This is a genomic window from Streptomyces sp. 8L (assembly GCF_020176795.1).
Lineage (GTDB): Bacteria > Actinomycetota > Actinomycetes > Streptomycetales > Streptomycetaceae > Streptomyces.
This window is the reverse complement of the sequence record NZ_JAIUKE010000250.1, coordinates 1-18,225: the sequence shown is the minus strand read 5'-3', so window position 1 is coordinate 18,225 and position 18,225 is coordinate 1. Positions and strand designations below refer to the sequence as shown.

At 74.8% G+C, this 18,225-nt stretch carries 17 protein-coding genes; 11 read left to right on the top strand and 6 right to left on the bottom strand.

Going from position 1 to position 18,225, the window contains the following annotated elements; translation table 11 throughout:
* The first annotated feature begins 182 nt into the window (after nucleotides 1-182).
* The 9 genes from LCE31_RS21070 to LCE31_RS21030 all read left to right on the top strand — a co-directional run bounded on the left by LCE31_RS21070 (nucleotide 183) and on the right by LCE31_RS21030 (nucleotide 10,106).
* A complete protein-coding gene (locus LCE31_RS21070) occupies nucleotides 183-1,733 on the top strand; it encodes an ABC transporter substrate-binding protein (protein WP_225016421.1) in 1,551 nt (516 codons plus the stop codon).
* Nucleotides 1,730-2,776: an ABC transporter permease gene (locus tag LCE31_RS21065; protein WP_225016419.1), complete on the top strand. Its 1,047-nt coding sequence runs from the start codon at nucleotides 1,730-1,732 to the stop codon at nucleotides 2,774-2,776. Before LCE31_RS21070 ends, LCE31_RS21065 begins: the two co-directional genes overlap by 4 nt.
* Nucleotides 2,773-3,747: an ABC transporter permease gene (locus LCE31_RS21060; protein WP_225016417.1), complete on the top strand. Its 975-nt coding sequence runs from the start codon at nucleotides 2,773-2,775 to the stop codon at nucleotides 3,745-3,747. Before LCE31_RS21065 ends, LCE31_RS21060 begins: the two co-directional genes overlap by 4 nt.
* The gene (locus LCE31_RS21055; RefSeq protein WP_225016415.1) at nucleotides 3,731-4,807 is read left to right on the top strand and encodes an ABC transporter ATP-binding protein; all 1,077 of its coding nucleotides are present in this window, start codon (nucleotides 3,731-3,733) and stop codon (nucleotides 4,805-4,807) included. The genes LCE31_RS21060 and LCE31_RS21055 overlap by 17 nt, the downstream gene beginning before the upstream one ends.
* A complete protein-coding gene (locus tag LCE31_RS21050; protein ID WP_225016413.1) occupies nucleotides 4,804-5,925 on the top strand; it encodes an ABC transporter ATP-binding protein in 1,122 nt (373 codons plus the stop codon). The genes LCE31_RS21055 and LCE31_RS21050 overlap by 4 nt, the downstream gene beginning before the upstream one ends.
* 111 nt (nucleotides 5,926-6,036) lie before the next feature.
* On the top strand, nucleotides 6,037-7,293 hold the full coding sequence (locus LCE31_RS21045; protein WP_225016411.1) for an acyl-CoA dehydrogenase family protein: 1,257 nt from the start codon (nucleotides 6,037-6,039) through the stop codon (nucleotides 7,291-7,293).
* 141 nt (nucleotides 7,294-7,434) lie between these two features.
* Nucleotides 7,435-8,547 carry an LLM class flavin-dependent oxidoreductase gene (locus LCE31_RS21040; RefSeq protein ID WP_225016425.1) on the top strand — a complete coding sequence of 371 codons (1,113 nt, stop codon included), beginning with the start codon at nucleotides 7,435-7,437 and terminating at the stop codon, nucleotides 8,545-8,547.
* The gene (locus LCE31_RS21035; protein ID WP_225016409.1) at nucleotides 8,544-9,302 is read left to right on the top strand and encodes an alpha/beta hydrolase; all 759 of its coding nucleotides are present in this window, start codon (nucleotides 8,544-8,546) and stop codon (nucleotides 9,300-9,302) included. Before LCE31_RS21040 ends, LCE31_RS21035 begins: the two co-directional genes overlap by 4 nt.
* 153 nt (nucleotides 9,303-9,455) lie before the next feature.
* Nucleotides 9,456-10,106 carry a flavin reductase family protein gene (locus LCE31_RS21030; protein WP_225016407.1) on the top strand — a complete coding sequence of 217 codons (651 nt, stop codon included), beginning with the start codon at nucleotides 9,456-9,458 and terminating at the stop codon, nucleotides 10,104-10,106.
* Nucleotides 10,107-10,158: 52 nt separating this feature from the next.
* On the opposite strand, the gene LCE31_RS21025 is transcribed toward LCE31_RS21030, so the two are convergent.
* The 3 genes from LCE31_RS21025 to lnt form a co-directional block, all read right to left on the bottom strand.
* Nucleotides 10,159-11,010, bottom strand: a complete 852-nt coding sequence (locus LCE31_RS21025; protein WP_225016405.1) for a 3-hydroxybutyrate dehydrogenase — start codon at nucleotides 11,008-11,010, stop codon at nucleotides 10,159-10,161.
* Nucleotides 11,011-11,086: 76 nt separating this feature from the next.
* Nucleotides 11,087-11,566: an NUDIX hydrolase gene (locus LCE31_RS21020; RefSeq protein ID WP_225016403.1), complete on the bottom strand. Its 480-nt coding sequence runs from the start codon at nucleotides 11,564-11,566 to the stop codon at nucleotides 11,087-11,089.
* Between the two features lie 48 nt (nucleotides 11,567-11,614).
* Nucleotides 11,615-13,240 carry an apolipoprotein N-acyltransferase gene (gene lnt / locus LCE31_RS21015; protein WP_225016400.1) on the bottom strand — a complete coding sequence of 542 codons (1,626 nt, stop codon included), beginning with the start codon at nucleotides 13,238-13,240 and terminating at the stop codon, nucleotides 11,615-11,617.
* A 226-nt stretch (nucleotides 13,241-13,466) separates the two neighbouring features.
* On the opposite strand from lnt, the gene LCE31_RS21010 reads away from it, so the two are divergent.
* A complete protein-coding gene (locus LCE31_RS21010; RefSeq protein WP_225016397.1) occupies nucleotides 13,467-14,450 on the top strand; it encodes an O-antigen ligase family protein in 984 nt (327 codons plus the stop codon).
* A gap of 205 nt (nucleotides 14,451-14,655) precedes the next feature.
* Here LCE31_RS21010 and LCE31_RS21005 read toward each other — a convergent pair whose 3' ends face one another.
* On the bottom strand, nucleotides 14,656-15,213 hold the full coding sequence (locus LCE31_RS21005) for a hypothetical protein (RefSeq protein ID WP_225016395.1): 558 nt from the start codon (nucleotides 15,211-15,213) through the stop codon (nucleotides 14,656-14,658).
* 172 nt (nucleotides 15,214-15,385) lie between these two features.
* Nucleotides 15,386-16,159, bottom strand: a complete 774-nt coding sequence (locus LCE31_RS21000) for a glutamate racemase (protein WP_225016393.1) — start codon at nucleotides 16,157-16,159, stop codon at nucleotides 15,386-15,388.
* A gap of 25 nt (nucleotides 16,160-16,184) precedes the next feature.
* Here LCE31_RS21000 and LCE31_RS20995 point away from each other — a divergent pair, with 25 nt between their 5' ends.
* Nucleotides 16,185-17,405, top strand: a complete 1,221-nt coding sequence (locus LCE31_RS20995) for a glycosyltransferase (RefSeq protein ID WP_225016423.1) — start codon at nucleotides 16,185-16,187, stop codon at nucleotides 17,403-17,405.
* A 109-nt stretch (nucleotides 17,406-17,514) separates the two neighbouring features.
* Here LCE31_RS20995 and LCE31_RS20990 read toward each other — a convergent pair.
* Nucleotides 17,515-18,225 (bottom strand): TerD family protein (locus tag LCE31_RS20990; RefSeq protein ID WP_441349419.1); only part of this gene is annotated, 711 nt, incomplete at its 5' end.

The following is an 18,225-nucleotide window of genomic DNA, read 5'->3' as shown; positions in this document are numbered from 1 at the left end:
CCCCCGCACCATGAACGCGGTGCCACCCACGCCCCGGTGCCGTGGCGGGTGTGGCCGCCGCCTCCCGTACCACCGCCGTCCCGTCCGCCCTGCCCGGTCCTTGCGCCGCTCCCCCGCCCGGACCGCCGCTGACGGGCCACGTACCTCCCCTCTCCGGCACGGCCGAGAAAGGTGGCGCATCCATGTCCACACTCCCTGTCCCACCGAAACCGGCGGGCCCCGGCAGGCGGTCCTTCCTCGGCCTGTCCCTCGGCGCGGGCACCGCTCTCGCCCTCACCGCGTGCGGCGGCCAGGCGACGACCGCGCTCGGCAATGCCTCCTCCACCCTCAAGTGGGGCTGGGCACTGCCCAGTTCGTGGGACCCGGTCACCTCATCCGCGGGCTGGGACGTGCACGCGCTGTCCCTCGTGTACGCGGCCCTGACCAAGCTCGACGAGCACGGCGCGCCCGTGCCCGCGCTCGCCTCGTCCTGGCGCTACGACACCGACGGCAGCGCCGTGACATTCACTCTGCGCCCGGAACTCCGCTTCGGCGACGGCACCGTCCTGGACGCGGAGGCCGTGAAGAAGAGCCTGGAACGGGGCCGCGACTACCCCAAGTCGCTGATCGCCTCGCAGCTCGTCGGCGTCAAGGACGTCCTCGCCCCCGATCCGCGCACCGTACGGATCGAACTCGCCGCGCCCGACTACCAGATACCGGCCCTGCTCGCGGGAAAGACCGGCATGGTCGTGAACCCCCGCGCGTTCGAGAAAGACGCCTCGGCGCTCGCCACCCGGCCCGACGGGGCGGGCCCCTACACCCTGGTGTCGTACGTCCAGAACTCGAAGGCGGTACTGCGCCGCAACCCCCGCTACTGGGACGCGCGCCACATCGCGATCCGCGACTTCGAGGTGTATCCGCTGCCCGAACCCTCCACGGTGGTGGCCGCGTTGACCTCCGGGCAGTACAACGTCGCACAGATCCCCGGCAGCCAGGTGCAGGCGGCAACGGCGGCCGGGCTCAAGGTGCAGGTCATCGACTCCATGGTGGTCGCGGTGCTGGACGTGAACCTCGACCGGTCGCCGTTCACCCACCCGAATGTCGCTCTCGCCCTCAAGTACGCGGTGGACCGGGACGAGTTGCTGAAGACCGCCTCGTTCGGACACGGGCAGACGACCCGGCAGCCCTTCCCCGCGGGCTATGTGGGGCACGATCCGGCACTGGACCGGCTCTTCCCCTACGACCCCGCCAAGGCCAAGCGGCTGGTGGAGTCGGCGGGGGCCTGCCGGGAGATCGCGCTGACCCTGTCCGCGCAGAACGCGGAGGGCGTACCCGAGGTCATCCAGGCGCAGTTGGCGAAGGTCGGCATCAAAGCGACCATCGAGACGGTGCCCGCGGCCCGTGCCACCGAACTCGTCTACGTCCAGCGCAGCAAGTCCCTCTACGTCGACCAGTTCGCCGGACGTGAGTCAGCCACCCAGGCGTTCCAGGTCCTCTTCGGCAAGCAGGGGCTGATGAACCCGGGCCGCAGCAGCCCCGCCGCGCTCGACGCGGCGGTCGCCACCGTCAGCCGCACGCCGCTGGACTCGCCCGACTACCCCTCGGTGCTGCGCAAGGCCACCGGCATCGCCGTACGCACCATGCCGAACGTCTTCCTGTACACGGTGCCGCGCATCCTCGCCCGCAACGCCCAGGTGTCCCCGATCCCGCCGTTCCCCGTCGTACAGCGCTTCGAAGGGGTGACCGTCGCATGAGCGCTCCCCCGCTCGCCCACCCGGCGGCCCGCACCGGGGTGTGGCGCCGCCGCCTCACCCGCGCGCCGCGTTCCCTCACCCGCGTCCTCGTCACCACCTGCACGGTGTTCGTGCTGGCGAGCATCCTGACGTTCGCGCTGGGCGCGCTGTCCGGCGCCAATCCGGCCGCTGCGGTCCTCGGCGACCAGGCGACCCCGGCCGACATCGCCCGGATGCAGCACCAGTTCGGCCTGGACCAGCCGCTCTACCGGCAGTTCCTCGACTGGCTCGGCAGCGCGCTGACCGGAGACCTCGGCACGTCGTGGTTCACGAGCGTGCCGGTCGCGGACAGCGTACGGCTCGCACTGCCGGTCGACGTCTCGATCGCGGGCCTCGCGCTGCTGTTCGCGGTCGTGCTCGGCGGCGGCGCGGGCATCACGGCCGCGCTGCACAGCGGTGGCAGGACCGACCGGGCGGTCACGGCGGTGTGCTCCGTGCTGTCCACCCTGCCGCCGTTCCTCATCGGCATCGTGCTGATCGTGGTGTTCGCGGTGCAGTTCCGCGCACTGCCGACGGGAGGGTACGTGCCGCTCGACCAGAGCGCGGGCGAATGGCTGCGGTACGCGCTGCTGCCCGCGTTCGCGCTCAGCCTGGACGCCGCGGCGTCGATCGCCCGGCAGTTGCGCACCTCCCTCGTCGGGGCGCTGCGCGAGAACTATGTGACGGGAGCCGAGATGCGCGGATTCACCACGCGACGCGTCCTGTTCGGGCACGTGCTGCGCAACGCGGCGGGCCCGGCGCTGACGGTGCTCGGGATGAGCGTCCCGGTGATCCTCGGCGGCGCCGTCGTCACCGAGAAGATCTTCAACCTGCCGGGGCTCGCCCAGCTGTCCCTCCAGGCGGCGCAGCAGCACGACATCCCGGTGATCCAGGGGACGCTGCTGGTGACGGTGGCCGTCGTGCTGATCGCGAACCTGGCGGTCGACGCGGCGCTCGCCGCTCTCAACCCGGTGTCGCGCGGCGGCAGGCCGGGCCGGCGCGCGGCGGGACGGGGTGTGTCATGAGGACACTGCGCCGTACGCTCCGGCAGCCGTCCGCCCGGACGGCGCTCGCCGTGCTGCTGGTGATCGCCGTGGTCGCCGTCGCGGGCGGTGCGCTGGCCCCGCACGATCCGCTGGGGCAGCGGCCGCAGGACCTGCTCCAGGGTCCGGGCGGCCAACACCTCCTGGGGACCGACTACTTGGGCCGAGACGTGTTCAGCAGGGTCCTCGCGGGCACCGGTCCGTCGATCGTCGGGGCGCTGGAGGCCGTCGGGTCCGCCCTGGTGCTCGGTGTGCTGCCGGGCATCGCGTCGGTGTGGTTCGGCAGGAGCGTCGCGTGGGTGTCGCAGCGCGCCTCGGACACGTTGATGATGATGCCGTTCACGGTGTTCGCCATCGCCGTGGTGGGTGCGCTGGGCAACGGGGTGCACCAGGCGATGCTCGCCCTCGGACTGCTGTTCGCGCCGCTGTACTTCCGTGTCACGCGGGCCGCCGCGCTCGGCCTGCGGCAGGCGCAGTACGTGGAGGCCGCCGAGCTGATGGGCGCGTCGCGCGGCTGGGTCCTGCGGACCCATGTGTGGGGCAAGATCCTCCCGACGATCGCGGTGACGACCGCCCAGGCCATGGGGCAGGCGTTGCTGGTCGTGGCGTCGCTGACCTTCCTTGGCCTCGGCGTGCAGCCCCCGGCGCCGACCTGGGGCGGCATGCTCGCCTCGGATCTCGGCTACCTGGCACAGCAGCCCTGGGCGCCCCTGGTGCCCGGGGCGGCCATCATGATCACGGTCGGGGCGCTGAACCTGCTCGCGGACGCCATCAGGGACGCCACGGCGCCTGGGCTGCGCCCGCCCGAGCGCCGGTGGCGCATCCCGCGCCGTACCGCGCGGGCCGCGACCGCGGCACCGCACCCGGTGGCGGCCCCCACCGAGGCAGTCGACGACGAGCCGGTGTCCCCGGCGCGTACCCAGGAGGCGGAGAGCCATGTCAGTGCGGGCTGAGCGGGAGACGAAGGGGAGCCGAAGGCCTTTCGGTGAGGCGGTGTTGGAGGTCGAGGAGCTCGATGTGACCGTCCCAGAGGGCGGACGCGCCGTGCGGGGCGTCTCGTTCACCGTGGCGGACGGGGAATCGGTCGGCCTCGTCGGCGAGTCCGGCAGCGGCAAGAGCCTCACCTGCCGCTCCGTGCTGGGTGTGCTGCCGCCCGGCTGCGCGGTGGCCGGCGGGCGCGTCGGCCTGCCGGCGAGCGGCGCCGATCTCACGACGTACACCCGCGGGCAGTGGAACGCGGTGCGCGGCCGTGTGATCGGCGCGGTGTTCCAGGACCCGGCGTCGTACCTCAACCCCTCGCTCACCGTGGGACACCAGCTCGCTGAGGCCCTCCGGGTGACCGGCGGGCTGCCGCGCGCCGCCGCACGGGCGCGTGCGGTCGAACTCTTCGACGCCGTGGGGCTGCGGGAACCCGCGGACGTGTTCCGGCGCTACCCGCACGAGCTGTCGGGCGGCATGCTCCAGCGTGTCCTCATCGCGACCGCCGTCTCCTGCGAACCCCGGCTGCTGGTCGCGGACGAGGCGACCACGGCGCTCGACGTCGTCGTGCAGGCCGAGATCCTGGAGCTGTTCCAGCGGCTGCGCGAGGACGGCGGGCTGGCCCTGCTGCTCGTCACCCACGACCTCGCCGTCGTCGCGGAGAACTGCGACCGCGTCCTCGTCATGTACGCGGGTGAGATCGTCGAGGAGGGGCCCACCGCGCGTGTGCTCGCCGCGCCCGCGCACCCCTACACCGAGGCCCTGTTGCGCGTGGCGTCCGTCGACCCGGCCGACCGCCGTGACCTGGCGGTCATTCCGGGCCGGCCCCCTCGGGCTGGCGCGGATCTGCCGGGCTGCCGGTTCGCCGAGCGCTGCGCCTACGCGGAGCCGCGGTGCACGGCGGGCCCCGTCGCCCTGCGGACGCTGCCGGACGGGCGCACGGCCAGGTGCCTGCGCCCCGTGTCCGCCGACGGCCAGGACCGGGGGCACGTGGCGAACGCCGCGGCACACCAGCCGGAAGGAGCGACCGCATGAGCAACGCGGCCCTCTCCCCCGCGCCGACGCCGCCCCGGGACCCGGCACCCGGGCCGCTGCTGAGCATCGCCGGGCTGTCCGTGTCGTACGCGGCGCGGGCCGGCGACGCGGCATACGGGCGCGGGCGGGCGGTCCGCGTGCTCAGCGGCGTCGACCTCACCGTAGGACCCGGGGAGATCGTCGGCATCATCGGCGAGACCGGCTCGGGCAAGACGACTCTGGCCCGGGCCACCGTCGGCCTCGTCCACCCGGAGCCCGGCGGCCGTGTCCTCTTCGAGGGCCGCGACCTGGCCCGGCTGCGCGGCGCCGAGCTGCGGGACTTCCGCCGCTCGGGCCGGATGCAGTACATGTTCCAGGACCCGCTGCGCTCGCAGGACCCGGAGCTGACGGTCCGCGCGGTCGTCGCGGAGCCGCTCGCCGCCGCGCGGGCCGGCGACCGGCGCGAACGGGCGGCACGCGCCGACGAGGCGCTCGCCCTGGTGGGTCTCGAACCCGCCGTACACGGCCCCCGCACACCGGGCGAGCTCTCCGGCGGGCAGCGCCAGCGCGTCTCGCTCGCGCGGGCGCTGGTGACCCGCCCGCGCCTGCTCATCACCGACGAGCCCGCCAGCGCTCTCGACGCCTCGAACCGCAACCTGGTGCTCGGGCTGCTGGACCGGCTGCGCACCGAACTCGGCCTCGCGGTCGCGGTCATCTCGCACGACCTCGGCTCGCTGGCCGGGATCGCCGACCGGGTGGCCGTGCTGTACCGGGGCCGCCTGGTCGAGGACGGGCCCGCCGCGGCCGTGCTCACCGAGCCGCGCCATCCGTACGCGGCGCTGCTGACGTCCTCGGCACCGCGGGTGGGCGGCGCCCGGCCGCTGCGGCCCGCGCTCCTGCGTCCGGAGCCCGGCCGGGAGCCGTGGCCCGCGGACGAGGGCTGTGTGTTCGCGCCGCGCTGCCGCTTCGCGGGAACGGAGTGCGCGCGGGAGCCCGTCGCCGGGCCGGTGGCGGTGAGCGTCTTGGACGGCGGCGCGCCCGGTGGGTCCTCCCCCGCCCGGGGGCACGGTGTCAACGGTGTCCCGCACACGGTCGCGTGCCACCACGCGGACGACTGGCGGGCGCGGCTGGGCAGTTGAAGGCCGCGCCGCCCGGACCCACATCCCCGCCCCCGCCCGTGCCTCGTCTCATATCGCGCCGCCCTGCCCTGCCCCGTCCTGAATGGCCTACACCGCACCGAGTGAGGACCCATGACCCGTGCCCGTACCACCGCCGACGCGTCGCCCCGAGCGGGCGGTTCGCCCCCGCGCCTCGACCTCGCGCGGCTGCCCGACGTCACGGCCGCGCTCGCGGAGCGGGCAGCGGAACACGACCGCGACGCCACGTTCCCCTTCGAGGGCTTCCGGCACGTCCACGACGCGGGGCTGCTGACCGCGACAGTCGCGACACGCTACGGCGGTCCCGGCGCCGGACTCGCGGACACCGTGCGCATCCTGCGCGCCCTCGGTGCGGGCGACCCCGCCGTGGCGCTGGTAAGCGCCATGACACTGTTCACCCATGCCGCGCAGGCGCGGACCCCGGACTGGCCGGCGGCGGCCTACGCGGAGTTGCTCGCCGCGTCGGCCGCAGGACCCGCCCTGGTCAACGCGCTGCGGGTGGAGCCGGAACTGGGCAGCCCGGTGCGCGGAGGCCTGCCCGCGACCACCGCCCGCAGGGACGGCGGGAGTTGGCTGCTGACCGGCCGCAAGATCTACTCGACGGGCGCCGTGGGGCTCAGCCATATGCTCGTCTTCGCCAGGACCGACGAGGACCCGGTGCGGGTCGGCGCGTTCATCGCCAGGGCCGGGAGCCCCGGCCTGACCGTGGAGCCGACCTGGGACCATGTCGGTCTGCGGGCCAGCCGCAGCGACGACGTGGTGCTGGACTCGGTGCGCGTACCCGTCGACGACGTCGTGCACCTCGTCGTCGCGGGCGACACACCGGGGGCGAGGCCCGACGCGGTGACCGGCGCCTGGAACGCGCTGGGTCTGCCCGCCCTCTATCTCGGCGTCGCCCACGCCGCGCTCGACTGGCTCACCGGGTTCCTCCACGAACGTGTGCCCACCGCGCTCGGCGCACCGCTCGCCACACTGCCCCGGTTCCGCACCGCCGTCGGCGAGATCGAGGCGGCCCTGCTCGGCGCCGACACACTGCTCGACACGTTCGCCGCGCGGGTCGACGCCGGCGACCCGGACGCCGCACGGCGCGCGGGCGCCGTCAAGGTACTGGCGACGCGTGCGGCGATCGGCGCCGTGGAGCAGGCCGTGTCGCTCACCGGCAACCACGGCCTGACCCGTACGAACCCGCTCCAACGGCACTACCGCGACGTGCTGTGCTCCCGCGTCCACACCCCGCAGGACGACTCCGTGCTCCTCGCCCTGGGCGGCTCCGTGCTCGACGGCGCGGCGCCCGGGTCCCGTGCCGCCGCGTCGCCGTCCCTCACCACCCGTACACCGAAGGGGAATTGACCCATGCCCAGTACCTCCGCATCCGGCGCATCCGCGGCCGGAACGTCCACGAACCCTCCGTCCACGGCCGGTACCCAGGTCACGCCCGGTACCCCGGCTCCGGCCGGCACCGGGGCCCCGGCCGCCGTGGAGTTCATCGGCATGATCGGCACCCAGCACGCCTCCGAGACCCACGCCCCGAGCGGTCCCGCCATCGACAAGGCGTACACGGCGCGCTTCGCCCGGGCCCATGAGGACGCGGGCTTCGACCGCATCCTCATCGGCTACAGCTCGGGCCGCCCGGACGGCGTCCAGGTCGCGGGGTACGTCGCGGCGCACACCGAGCGCCTCGGGCTGCTCGTCGCCCACCGGCCCGGGTTCATCGCGCCGACCCTGGCGGCCCGCACGTTCACCACGCTCGACCAGTTCACCGGCGGACGGGTCGCCGTGCACACCATCACCGGCGGCAACGACACCGAGCAGCGCAGGGACGGCGACTACCTGGACAAGGACGAGCGCTACGACCGCACCGACGAGTACCTGGCGATCCTGCGCCGCGCCTGGTCGTCGCCGGAGCCGTTCAGCCACGAGGGGCGCCACTACCGGTTCGAGGACTACGCGAACGGTGTGCCGCCGGTCAACGACACCGGTATCCCGCTGTACTTCGGCGGCTCCTCCGAGGCGGCGTACCGGGTCGGCGGCAAGCACGCGGACACGTTCGCGCTGTGGGGCGAGCCGCTCGCGGAGACCGCGGAGCAGATAGCGTCCGTACGCGCCGCCGCCGCGGCGGCCGGACGCGCTCGGCCGCCGGGCATCAGTGTGTCGTTCCGGCCGATCCTCGGTGCCACCGAGGAGCTGGCCTGGGAGCGGGCCCACCGCATCCTCGACACCATCAGGTCCGGCACGGGGCGGGCCTTCTTCGACCAGGCGCGGCGCGGGCCCGGGCTCGGCGCACCGCAGAACACCGGCTCGGGGGGGCGGCGCGCCGCCGCCGCCAAGGGCGACCTGCACGACCGCGCGCTGTGGACGCCGACCGCCGCGGCGACCGGCGCGGGCGGCAACACCACCGCTCTGGTGGGGACTCCGGAGACCGTGGCCCAGGCCCTGCTCGACTACGTCGACATCGGTGCCACCACCCTGCTGATCCGGGGCTACGACCCGCTGGACGACGCCATCGACTACGGCCGCCACCTCCTTCCGCTCGTCCGCCAGGAGCTCGCGCACCGCGCTGCGGCCACCGCACGCCAGGCCGTCACCGCAGGGAGCACTCGATGACCGCGACGTCGTCCCCCGTCCGCGCCGACTGGCGGCCACCGGCGGCCGTCGCACCGCGCGGCACCCTGCTCGTCCTGCCGGGCCGGGGCGAACACCCGCTGCTCTACGAGCGGTTCGGCCGGCGCCTGGCCTTCGACGGCTATGTGGTGCACGCGGTCCCCGTCCGGCCCGAGGACGCGCCCGCCGAGGTGCTGGCGGCCGTACGGGCCGCGGCGGGCCGGGACCCGGTGGCGCCCGTTGTCCTGGTCGGCTCCGACACGGGAGCGCTCCAGGCGCTGCACACTGCCGCGGAGCGGGACCCGGCACCGCGCGTGGACGGTGTGGTGGCGGCGGGCGCGGCGCCCACCGGTTCCGGTGTCGCGCAGGGCCCCGAAGGGGACAGCGACGCGGCCTGGGAGGCCGAGCTCGCGGCCCGTACGTCCTGCCCGACGCACCGGGCGCGGCTGAGCGGTGACGAGGCGTTCGTGCGCGGGGGCCTCGCGGACCCGGTGCCGGAGGCCCTGCGCGCCGAGGCGGCGCCCGCGGTACCCGTCCTGCTGCTGCACGGCGACGCGGACCCGGTCACCCCCGTGGAGGAGGCGAGACTGCGGGCCCGTCGCCTGCCGCGTGCCGAACTCGGCGTGGTGCGCGGCGGGGTGCACGACGCGCTCAACGACATCACGCACCGCACCACCGCGGCGGCCGTCGTGCTGTGGCTGGAACGGCTGCGGGCGGACGGCGTGGAGCGGCCGATCGTCACCCTCACCGGCGCATGACCGCGGCGGGCGCGCTCCCCTGCGCGTGACGACGCCAGGCGCGCTCTCCTGCGCTTGACCGCGGCAGGCGCGCTCTCCTGCGCATGACCACGCCAGGCGCGCGCTCCCCTGCCAGAACCTGACCGCACCGTCCTCCCCGAAGGGAAAAGCGGCATGACCGTCTTCGCGCAGCACTCCCCCACCGCAGGTGACCACTCCGTCCGCGACGCGGAGTCCCGTGACCGATCGGCTCGCGACTCGGCCCGCGAGACCACCGCCTGCCGGCATCCCGCCGGTCACGCCGCCGTCCGTGGGCACGCGGCTCCTGAGGCAGGTTCGGAGCAGGGCGGCGCGATCCTGCGGCGTACGCTGCGGCGCCACGCGTCCGGCGTCACCGTGATCACCGTGCCCGGCCCCGCGGGCTTCACCGCGACGTCCTTCACGTCGGTCTCGCTCGACCCGGCGCTCGTCTCGTTCTGCCTGGGGCTCACCGCGTCCACGGCGGAGGCGGTGCGCGGCGCCGACCGCTTCGCCGTGCATGTACTCGGCGCGGCGGACGCGGCGCTCGCGTCCCGGTTCGCCCGCAGCGGCGTCGATCGCTTCGCGGGCGCGTCCTGGGCCCCCGACGACGGCGGGCTGCCGCTGCTCGACGGCGTACCGGCGTGGCTCACCGCGCGGGTGACCCTGCGGCAGGTCGTCGGCGACCATCTGCTCGTGGTGGGTGAGGTCGAAAGCGGCGGCGGTCACCACGGGGGCGCCGCGCTGGTGCACCACGACGGCGCGTTCGCCGGGCTCGCCCCGCTCGCACCGGAATTCGGCGGCTGACGCGGGCCGCCTGGCCGGGCCGCCTAGCCGGGCGGCCTGCCCGGCGCGGGACTCAGTGCGCGCTCCAGCCGCCGTCCAGCGGAAGCGACGAGCCGGTGATGAAGGACGCCTGCTCCGTGCAGAGGTAGGCGACGGCCTCGGCGACCTCCTCCGGCTCCAGCAGCCGCTTGAGCGCGGTGTCCGTCAGCATCACCTCGGACACCACGCGCTCCGCCGGGATGCCGTGCGCTGCGGCCTGGTCGGCGATCTGCCTCTCCACCAGCGGGGTACGTACGTAGGCGGGGTTGACGCAGTTGGAGGTCACCCCGTGGGCGGCGCCTTCGAGTGCGGCGGTCTTCGACAGTCCTTCGAGGCCGTGCTTGGCCGCCACGTACGCGGACTTGTAGGGCGAGGCGCGCAGGCCGTGCACCGAGGAGATGTTGACGATCCGCCCCCACCCGGACGCGTACATGTGCGGCAGGGCGCCCTTGATGAGCCGGAACGGCGCCTCCAGCATCACCGTGAGCACGGTGTGGAAGACCTCCCCCGGAAACTCCTCGATGGGCCTGACCAGTTGCAGGCCGGCGTTGTTGACGAGGATGTCCGCTCCGGCGGACGCGCGTTCCGCGGCGTCGAGGTCGGTGAGGTCGAGAACCTCGGTCCGCAGGCCCCCGCCGGCGTCCGCGAACGCGGCGTCCCAGGCGTCCGCGGCGCACGCGGCCGCGAGTGCCGCGAGCCCCGGCGCGTCCCGGTCCAGCGCCCTTACGGTGGCGCCGGCCGCGGCCCGCCGCCGCGCGCCGGCCCGGCCGATGCCGCTGGCGGCGCCGGTGACGAGGGCGGTGCGGCCCCGCAGGTCGAGGCCGGCGGAGCCGCCGGGGAGGCCCTGGGGGCGGGGCGCGGAGCCTGCCGCGTCGGTCTGCGTCATGGGCCCAGCGTAGATCGTGTGCGCAAAGTCGCGCCTGGCTCGCGAGGCCCGACGGCCCCGGCGAACGGCCGGCCGGTCAGCCGGTCGCGGGCTCGAACCAGGTGGGTGCCTCCGCGAGCGCCTGCTTGAGCCGGAACAGCGCGAAGTCGCGCAGCCGCGGCAGTCCGTCGACCGGGAACCAGCCCACCTCGAGCGACTCCTCGTCGTGGACGTGTGCCTCCCCGCCGACCGCACGGCAGACGAAGGTGATGTCCATGAACTGGCACACGTCGCCGTTCGGGTAGGTGACGGGCTTCCGCGTGGCGTGCACCGACACGACCCGCTGCGCCTCGCAGTGCACGCCGGTCTCCTCGTACACCTCCCGCACCGCCGCGGCCGCGGGCTGTTCGCCGGGCTCGGGGATGCCGGCGATGAGCGCCCACTCGCCGTTGTCCGCCCGGCGGCCGAGCAGCACCCGTCCGTCGTCGTCGAAGACGATCGCGGTGACTCCGGGCAGCACAAGCAGCTGGTGGCCCGCGCCGGCCCGGATGTCCTTGATGAAGTCAGGTGTTCCCATGCCGCACGACCCTACGTGCCCCGTCGGCGCGCGGCGGACACGAGAGGGTCAGGCTTCCCGTGCGGCGCCGCCGCGCCGGGTCCTGACGGTGCGCGCCACCACCCAGGCGACGCCCGCGGCGCCGACCGCGACGAGCACCCACTCGGGCCCCGTACCGAGCCGGGTGGCCGGTGTGAGGGACGTACGCAGCGGGACCCTGTCCTCCAGGACCGCCGGGGTGAACATGCCGCTGCGCCGCACGATCGTGCCGTCGGGCCGGATGATCGCGCTGACGCCGCTGGTGGTGGGGACGACGACGGAGCGGCTGTGCTCCACCGCGCGCACCTGGTCCATGGCGAGCTGCTGGTAGGTCATCTCGCTGCGGTCGAAGGTGGCGTTGTTGCTCGGCACGGCGAGCATCTCGGCGCCGGCCTCGACCGGGTCCCGCACGTCGTTGTCGAAGGCGGCCTCGTAGCAGGTGGCGAAGCCGACCTTGGTGCCCGCCATGGTGAACACGCCGACCTTGGTGCCCGGTGAGAAGTCCTCGCGGACGAGGCCGGCGTCCTTGCTGAACTTCTCGGCGATGGAGCGCATCGGCATGTACTCGCCGAACGGCTGGATGTGGCGCTTCTCGTAGGTGGCGCCAGGGCCGCTCGTGGGGCTCCAGTTGATCAGCGTGTTGTAGAGCTTGCCCTCCGGACCCGGGTTCTGCACGAGGGTGCCGATCTCGGTAGGGACGCCGATCGCCTTCACCGCGGCGTCGATGGTCAGCCGCGCGCCCTCGTCGTGGAGCGGGTCGAGGTCGGAGGAGTTCTCCGGCCACAGCACGAAGTCCGGCTTCGGCCGCTTGCCCGCCTTGACCTCGGCGGCGAGCTTCAGGGTCTGCTTGACGTGGTTGTCGAGCACGGCGGCACGCTGGGAGTTGAAGTCGAGGCCCATGCGGGGCACGTTGCCCTGGATCGCGGCGACCGTGGCGGACCCCTTCTCGGGCGCGTTCGACACGAGCGGCAGCGCCGCGACCCCCCCCGCGACGGGGGCAAGGACGGTGACGGCCGCGGCGGTCACGGCGCCCCGCGGAACCGTGCGGGTCCTGCGGTAAGCGACGGCCTGGCGGGCCGCCTCGGCGAGCCCGAACCCGCACAGTACGACGGCGAAGCTGAGGACGGGCGTGCCGCCGACGGCGGCGAGCGGCAGGAACACGCCCTCCGGCTGGCCGAAGGCGACCTTGCCCCAGGAGAAGCCGCCGAACGGGAACCGGGACCTGGCCGCCTCCCCCGCGATCCACAGTCCCGCCGCCCACAGCGGCCAGACGGGCAGTCTGCTGACGGCCGCGACACCGAGTCCGACCAGCCCCATGAACACCGCCTCGGCGACGGACAGCGCGATCCAGGGGAAGGACCCGACCTCGACGCTCGTCCACACCAGAAGCGGCAGCAGGAAGGCCAGCCCGCCGAGGAGGCCGAGCCCGAATCCGGCCCGCAGCCTCCGGCCGTGGAGACTCCAGCCGTACAGGGCGAGGCCCGGCAGAGCGAGGAACCACAGGGGGCGGGGCGGGAAGCTCGCGTACAGCAGCAGCCCTCCGGCGATCGCCGCCGCCACCCGGACGAGCCAGGCCCGCCGGCGCTTCTTCGCTGAGGCGGGAGCCCGGTCGGGCTCGGGCTGGGGGGTCTCGACCGAGGTCACGGTGGCGCTCACCCTCGGGAGTGTACGGCGCGTAGTTGTGTGGACCTCGGACACGCAGGGCGTGACGCACGGGGCGCGGGAGGCGCCGGGGACTGCGGTGGCGGCGGCATTCCCTCGATTCCCTCGATTTCCTGAATTCTCTCGATTCCTTCGATTCCTTCGGTTCCTTCGCAGGGTATCCACACAAGGGGGGCACTGCCGTTACGGTGTCGCCAGTCTTCGACGGGGGGTCGAGGGGTTGACAGCGACAGAGGAGAGGCCTGCCGTCTTCGAGCGCGGCGGGGCGCCCGGATCGGTGGGGGTCGTCGTCCCGGGCTGCTGCGCGGTGTGGGCGCTGATCAGCGCTGCCGCGGGCAACGGCAGGCCGGAGGGCGTCCTGCTCGCGGTGCTCGCCGTGGTGGCGGGGTACGCGTGCGGGCGGATCAGCGGCTCGCTCGTGCCGGTCGGCACCGCCGTGTGCGGTGCGCTGACCCTGCTCGCGGCGGCCCCGGTCGCCGCGAACGCGCATCGGGGGGAGGTCGCGGCGCTGCTGGCACTGGCGTCGGGCGCCGCGTGCTGCGCGGCCCGTGCCGTGCGCGCCGGGCCCTGGGCCTGGCCGCTGCGGCTGCTGGTCGTGGCCGTGGTCGCGGAGGCGGCAGCACTGGGCTCGCCGGCGGGCTGCGCCGCGGCGGTCGTCGTGACGGTGTGCGCGCTCGCGGTACGGGATCGGGCCGGCGGCCGGGCCCGCGGCACGGTGCTGGTGGCGTTCGGGCTCGTCGCCGCGGTGGCGGTGGGCGGCGCCTGGGCGGTCGCGCGCGGCGGGCTGCCACCGGTCGGCGCCGTGTCCGCGCAGCGGGTCGCGTTGTGGCGGGAGGCGACGGACATCGCCGCCGCGCATCCGGTGCTCGGAGCGGGCCCGGACCGGTTCGGGGACCTGAGCGGCTCGGCGGCCGTGCCGGGCACGCCGGACGCCGGTCCCCACTCGGCGGCGCTCCAGATGGCGGCGGAGCAGGGCGTGGTCGGTCTCGCCCTGCTGGCGTGCGGGTACGGCTGGCTGCTGTACGGGCTGGCGAGATCGCCCTGCGCGACGCCGGTCGCGGTGGCGGCGGGCGCGGCCCTGACGTCTCTCGCCGTGCTGGCGGCGGTCAGCGACGCCCTGAGCTTCGCGCCGGTGACGGCCGCGGCGGGCGCCCTCGCGGGCCTGGCCACGGCGAACCGGGCCGGGACTACGCCGCACGGGTGAGACCGGCGGCCCGGCGGGGCGTCGCGGGCCACGTCCGGTTCGCCGACCCGAAGGCCGGGCCCGCTCCGGGCCACGTCCGGTTCGCCGGGGCCCGAACGCCGGGCCCGCCCCGGGCTGCGGCGCAGCCAGTGCCCCGGCCCGCAGTCCTGCCCTCCAGGCGGACGGCGCTCTGTGCCGGCGGAGGGCTCTCTGTGTCGGACGAGGCCTAGGCCGCGGCGCGGCCCGCGCGGCAGCGGGCGCGCAGGACGCGTACGGCCGAACGGGCGTCGTCGACGGTCACCGTGAAGTCGCGCCCGTCACTCATGCGCAGCACCAGGCCCTCGCCCTTGCGCACCACCACCGCCGTGCCCATCTCGGGCCGCCAGCGGTAGCCCCAGCCGCCCCACTGCCGCGGTGTCACACGGGGCGCGAAGTCGGCGTCGAGGACCTGGGCCAGGGGGATGCGGCGGCGCGGCACACCCATGTGGCCGCACCGCACTTCCAGGCAGTCCTCGTCGATCCGCACGCCGACGTGCACGAACGCGAGGGTGCCGAAGAGCATCAGCAGGCCGGCCGCGAAGCAGCCGATGACCGACATCAGCAGGGCGGTGATGCCGGAGGCCCAGTTGGCGTCGACGGTGAGTTCGACTCCGAGCGCGATGCACGCGGCTCCCACCGCGGCCAGTAGCCACTGCACGTGGTTGGTCGCCCGGCCCGTCCATCTGGCGGACAGGGTCGTCGCGGCGTGGGCAGCGTTGCCTTCGTGCCGTGAGTGCTCCGTCATGGCATGCAGCGTACCCAGGATTCGAGAAGGCGGGCCTGCCGAGTCGGGGGTACGGAACGAGGGGGACACACCGTCCGCGGGGGCCGGCGGCCGATCCGGCCGGGAAAACCCGTACGGCGCAGGGGAGCCGCTCCCCGCCGGTGGGATCGTCCCGGTGGTGTGACGGCCGCGTTCAGCCGGGCTGGCCGACCATGGTGAGCAGCCGCCCCTCGGGGTAGCCGAGCGCCGCGCGCGGCAGTTCACCGGGCCGCCCGCTCGCGAAGACGGTGGGCGCGCCCGCGGGGGCCGCGTCCGGGTCGGCCTCGACGCCGGCCCGGCGCAGCGCCTGCGTCGCCACGGCGGTGGCCGAGCCGTACAGGACGGCGTCCGGCGCGACGGCGGCGGCGATGCGCTCCCGCACGAGCTCGTAGTGGGTGCAGCCCAGCACCAGGGCCCGCACATCGCGCGGGGTGAGCGCGGCGGCGGCGGCGACGGCCCGGTCGATCGCGTCGTCGTCGGCGTGCTCGACCGCGTCGGCGAGGCCGGGGCAGGGCACCTCGGTGATGTCGGCGCCCGTGCCGAACCGGGCGATCAGCCCGCGCTGGTAGGGACTGCCGGTGGTGGCCGGGGGCGCCCAGACGGCGACCCTGCCGCCGCCCGCCGAGGCGGGCTTGATCGCGGGGACCGTGCCGACGACCGGCAGCTCCGGCTCGAACGCGGTGCGCAGCGCGGGCAGCGCGTGCACCGTGGCCGTGTTGCAGGCGACGATCAGGGCGAGGGGGCGCTGCCCGGCCGCGGCGCGGGCCACGTCGAGCGCCCGGCCGGTGAGGTCCTCGGGCGTCCGGGGTCCCCACGGCATTCCGTCGGGGTCGCAGGAGAGGATGAGCTCGGCGTCCGGCCGCAGCCGGCGCACCGCGGCGGCGGCGGGGAGCAGCCCGATGCCGGAGTCCATGAGCGCGATCTTCACGGCGCCACCCTAGTCGACGGTGACCATGCGCCTCTGGTGGGGCAGACTGCGACGGGTGAGCGTTGTCGGATGGATTTCCGTGGTGTCGCTGGCCGTCTGGTGCTGGCTGTTGTTGGGGCAGGGCTTCTTCTGGCGTACGGACCAGCGCCTGCCGGAGCGTGCGCGGGGCGTGCCGGCGCAGGAGCGGTGGCCGTCGGTCGCGATCGTGGTGCCCGCGCGCGACGAGGCGGAGGTGCTGCCGCTGAGCCTGCCGTCGCTGCTGGCGCAGGCCTATCCGGGGGAGGCGGAGGTCTTCCTCGTCGACGACGGCAGCGGCGACGGCACCGGCGTCCTCGCGCGCTCACTCGCGGAGCGCGACGGCGGGCTGCCGCTGACGGTCACCTCGCCGGGCGAGCCCGAGCGCGGCTGGACGGGCAAGCTGTGGGCCGTGCGGCACGGCATCGCGCTGGCGCGCGCCAAGGACCCCGAGTACCTGCTGCTGACGGACGCGGACATCGCGCACGAGCCGGACAGCCTGCGCCGGCTGGTGGAGTCGGCGCGCGGCGGCGGCTACGACATGGTGTCGCAGATGGCGCGGCTGCGGGTGGCGAGCGTCTGGGAGAAGCTCGTGGTTCCGGCGTTCGTGTACTTCTTCTCGCAGCTCTATCCGTTCCGCTGGGTCAACAGCGCGAGGATGGGGACGGCCGCCGCCGCGGGCGGCTGCGTCCTGCTGCGGACGGAGGCCGCGGAGCGGGCGCGGGTGCCGGAGTCGATCCGGCAGTCCGTGATCGACGACGTGGCGCTGGCGCGTGCCGTGCAGGGCAGCGGCGGCCGGATCTGGCTGGGCCTCGCCGACCGGGTGGACAGCGTCCGCCCGTATCCGCGGCTGGGCGACCTGTGGCGGATGGTCTCGCGCAGCGCGTACGCGCAGTTGCGGCACAACCCCCTGATCCTGCTCGGCACGGTGGTGGGCCTCGCGCTGATCTACCTGGTGCCGCCGGTGATGACGGTCGCCGGGCTCGCGGGCGCGGGCGCCTGGGCGGGCTGGGCCGGAGGCGTCGCGTGGGCCGTGATGACCGGGACGTACCTGCCGATGCTGCGCTACTACCGGGAGCCGTGGTGGACGGCGCCGCTCCTGCCGTTCACCGCGCTGCTGTACCTGCTGATGACCGTCGACTCCGCGGTGCAGCACTACCGGGGGCGGGGTGCCGCCTGGAAGGGGCGCACGTACGCGCGCCCCGAGGCGGAGACGACGCCGGAGTCCTGAGCCGCCGGGCGCCGGTCCCCGCGGGTGAGGGGAGAGACCGCGAGGCCCGGCGCCGCCGACCGTGCCGGTCCCCGCGTGTGAGGGCGCCGGCACGGTCTCGCCGGGCCCGTCACTTGCGGCCGGGCGTCCAGTTCATGTTCCAGCCGTACGCCCGGTCGACCGCGCGCTGCGGGCTCACGCCCCGCTCCGGCGCCAGGAACCGCGCCTCGCGCTGGACCACGAGGTCGGAGCCGGTGTGGGTGATCAGCGCGAGCGCGCACACCCGGGACGGCACGGTGCACTCGCCGAGGTCGAAGTCGATGGCCGCGCCGTGCTGCGGCTGGAGGGTGACCGTGGCCGCGAGGTCGGCGAAGCTGCTGGCGCCTTCGTAGATGGTGACGAAGATCAGGATGCGGCGGAAGTCGTGGGTGTGGTCGAGGTTGACCGTCAGGTTCTCGCCCGCCTCGGCGGCACCGGTCCGGTCGTCGCCGTCGAGGTGGATGTACGGGGGCCGGTCGAGCGACCCGAAGGCGTTGCCCAGTGCCTGGATGACGCCTTTGCGGCCGTCGGCGAGTTCGTAGAGCGCGCACAGGTCGAGATCGAGGTTCTGCGAAGCGGCCAGCGCACGGCCCAGCTTGGCTCCCCATCCCTTGGGCTTCGCCTGCTGCTGCTTGCGCACCTGCCAGTTGAGGTTCACCCGCATCGCACCGGAGCCGCCGCCCTGCTTGGCGAGTGAGACGGTGGGCGCTTCCTTCGTCAGGGTGACCTTCGACAAGCGAACGGGGCCTGCCCCTGGGACAGTTGACGCGGGCGGGCCCGAGGGAGCAGGCGGGGCGGGCGG

Bases quoted from the DNA above. Each gene is read 5' to 3' on its own strand.
- LCE31_RS21050 (WP_225016413.1), top strand. From the start codon at position 4,804: ATGAGCAACGCGGCCCTCTCCCCCGCGCCGACGCCGCCCCGGGACCCG.
- LCE31_RS21025 (WP_225016405.1), bottom strand. From the start codon at position 11,010: ATGACGCAGACCGACGCGGCAGGCTCCGCGCCCCGCCCCCAGGGCCTC.
- LCE31_RS21005 (WP_225016395.1), bottom strand. From the start codon at position 15,213: ATGACGGAGCACTCACGGCACGAAGGCAACGCTGCCCACGCCGCGACG.
- LCE31_RS21040 (WP_225016425.1), top strand. From the start codon at position 7,435: ATGATCGGCACCCAGCACGCCTCCGAGACCCACGCCCCGAGCGGTCCC.
- LCE31_RS21020 (WP_225016403.1), bottom strand. From the start codon at position 11,566: ATGGGAACACCTGACTTCATCAAGGACATCCGGGCCGGCGCGGGCCAC.
- LCE31_RS20995 (WP_225016423.1), top strand. From the start codon at position 16,185: ATGCGCCTCTGGTGGGGCAGACTGCGACGGGTGAGCGTTGTCGGATGG.
- LCE31_RS21070 (WP_225016421.1), top strand. From the start codon at position 183: ATGTCCACACTCCCTGTCCCACCGAAACCGGCGGGCCCCGGCAGGCGG.
- LCE31_RS21035 (WP_225016409.1), top strand. From the start codon at position 8,544: ATGACCGCGACGTCGTCCCCCGTCCGCGCCGACTGGCGGCCACCGGCG.
- LCE31_RS21065 (WP_225016419.1), top strand. From the start codon at position 1,730: ATGAGCGCTCCCCCGCTCGCCCACCCGGCGGCCCGCACCGGGGTGTGG.
- LCE31_RS21060 (WP_225016417.1), top strand. From the start codon at position 2,773: ATGAGGACACTGCGCCGTACGCTCCGGCAGCCGTCCGCCCGGACGGCG.
- LCE31_RS21055 (WP_225016415.1), top strand. From the start codon at position 3,731: ATGTCAGTGCGGGCTGAGCGGGAGACGAAGGGGAGCCGAAGGCCTTTC.
- LCE31_RS21030 (WP_225016407.1), top strand. From the start codon at position 9,456: ATGACCGTCTTCGCGCAGCACTCCCCCACCGCAGGTGACCACTCCGTC.
- LCE31_RS21045 (WP_225016411.1), top strand. From the start codon at position 6,037: ATGACCCGTGCCCGTACCACCGCCGACGCGTCGCCCCGAGCGGGCGGT.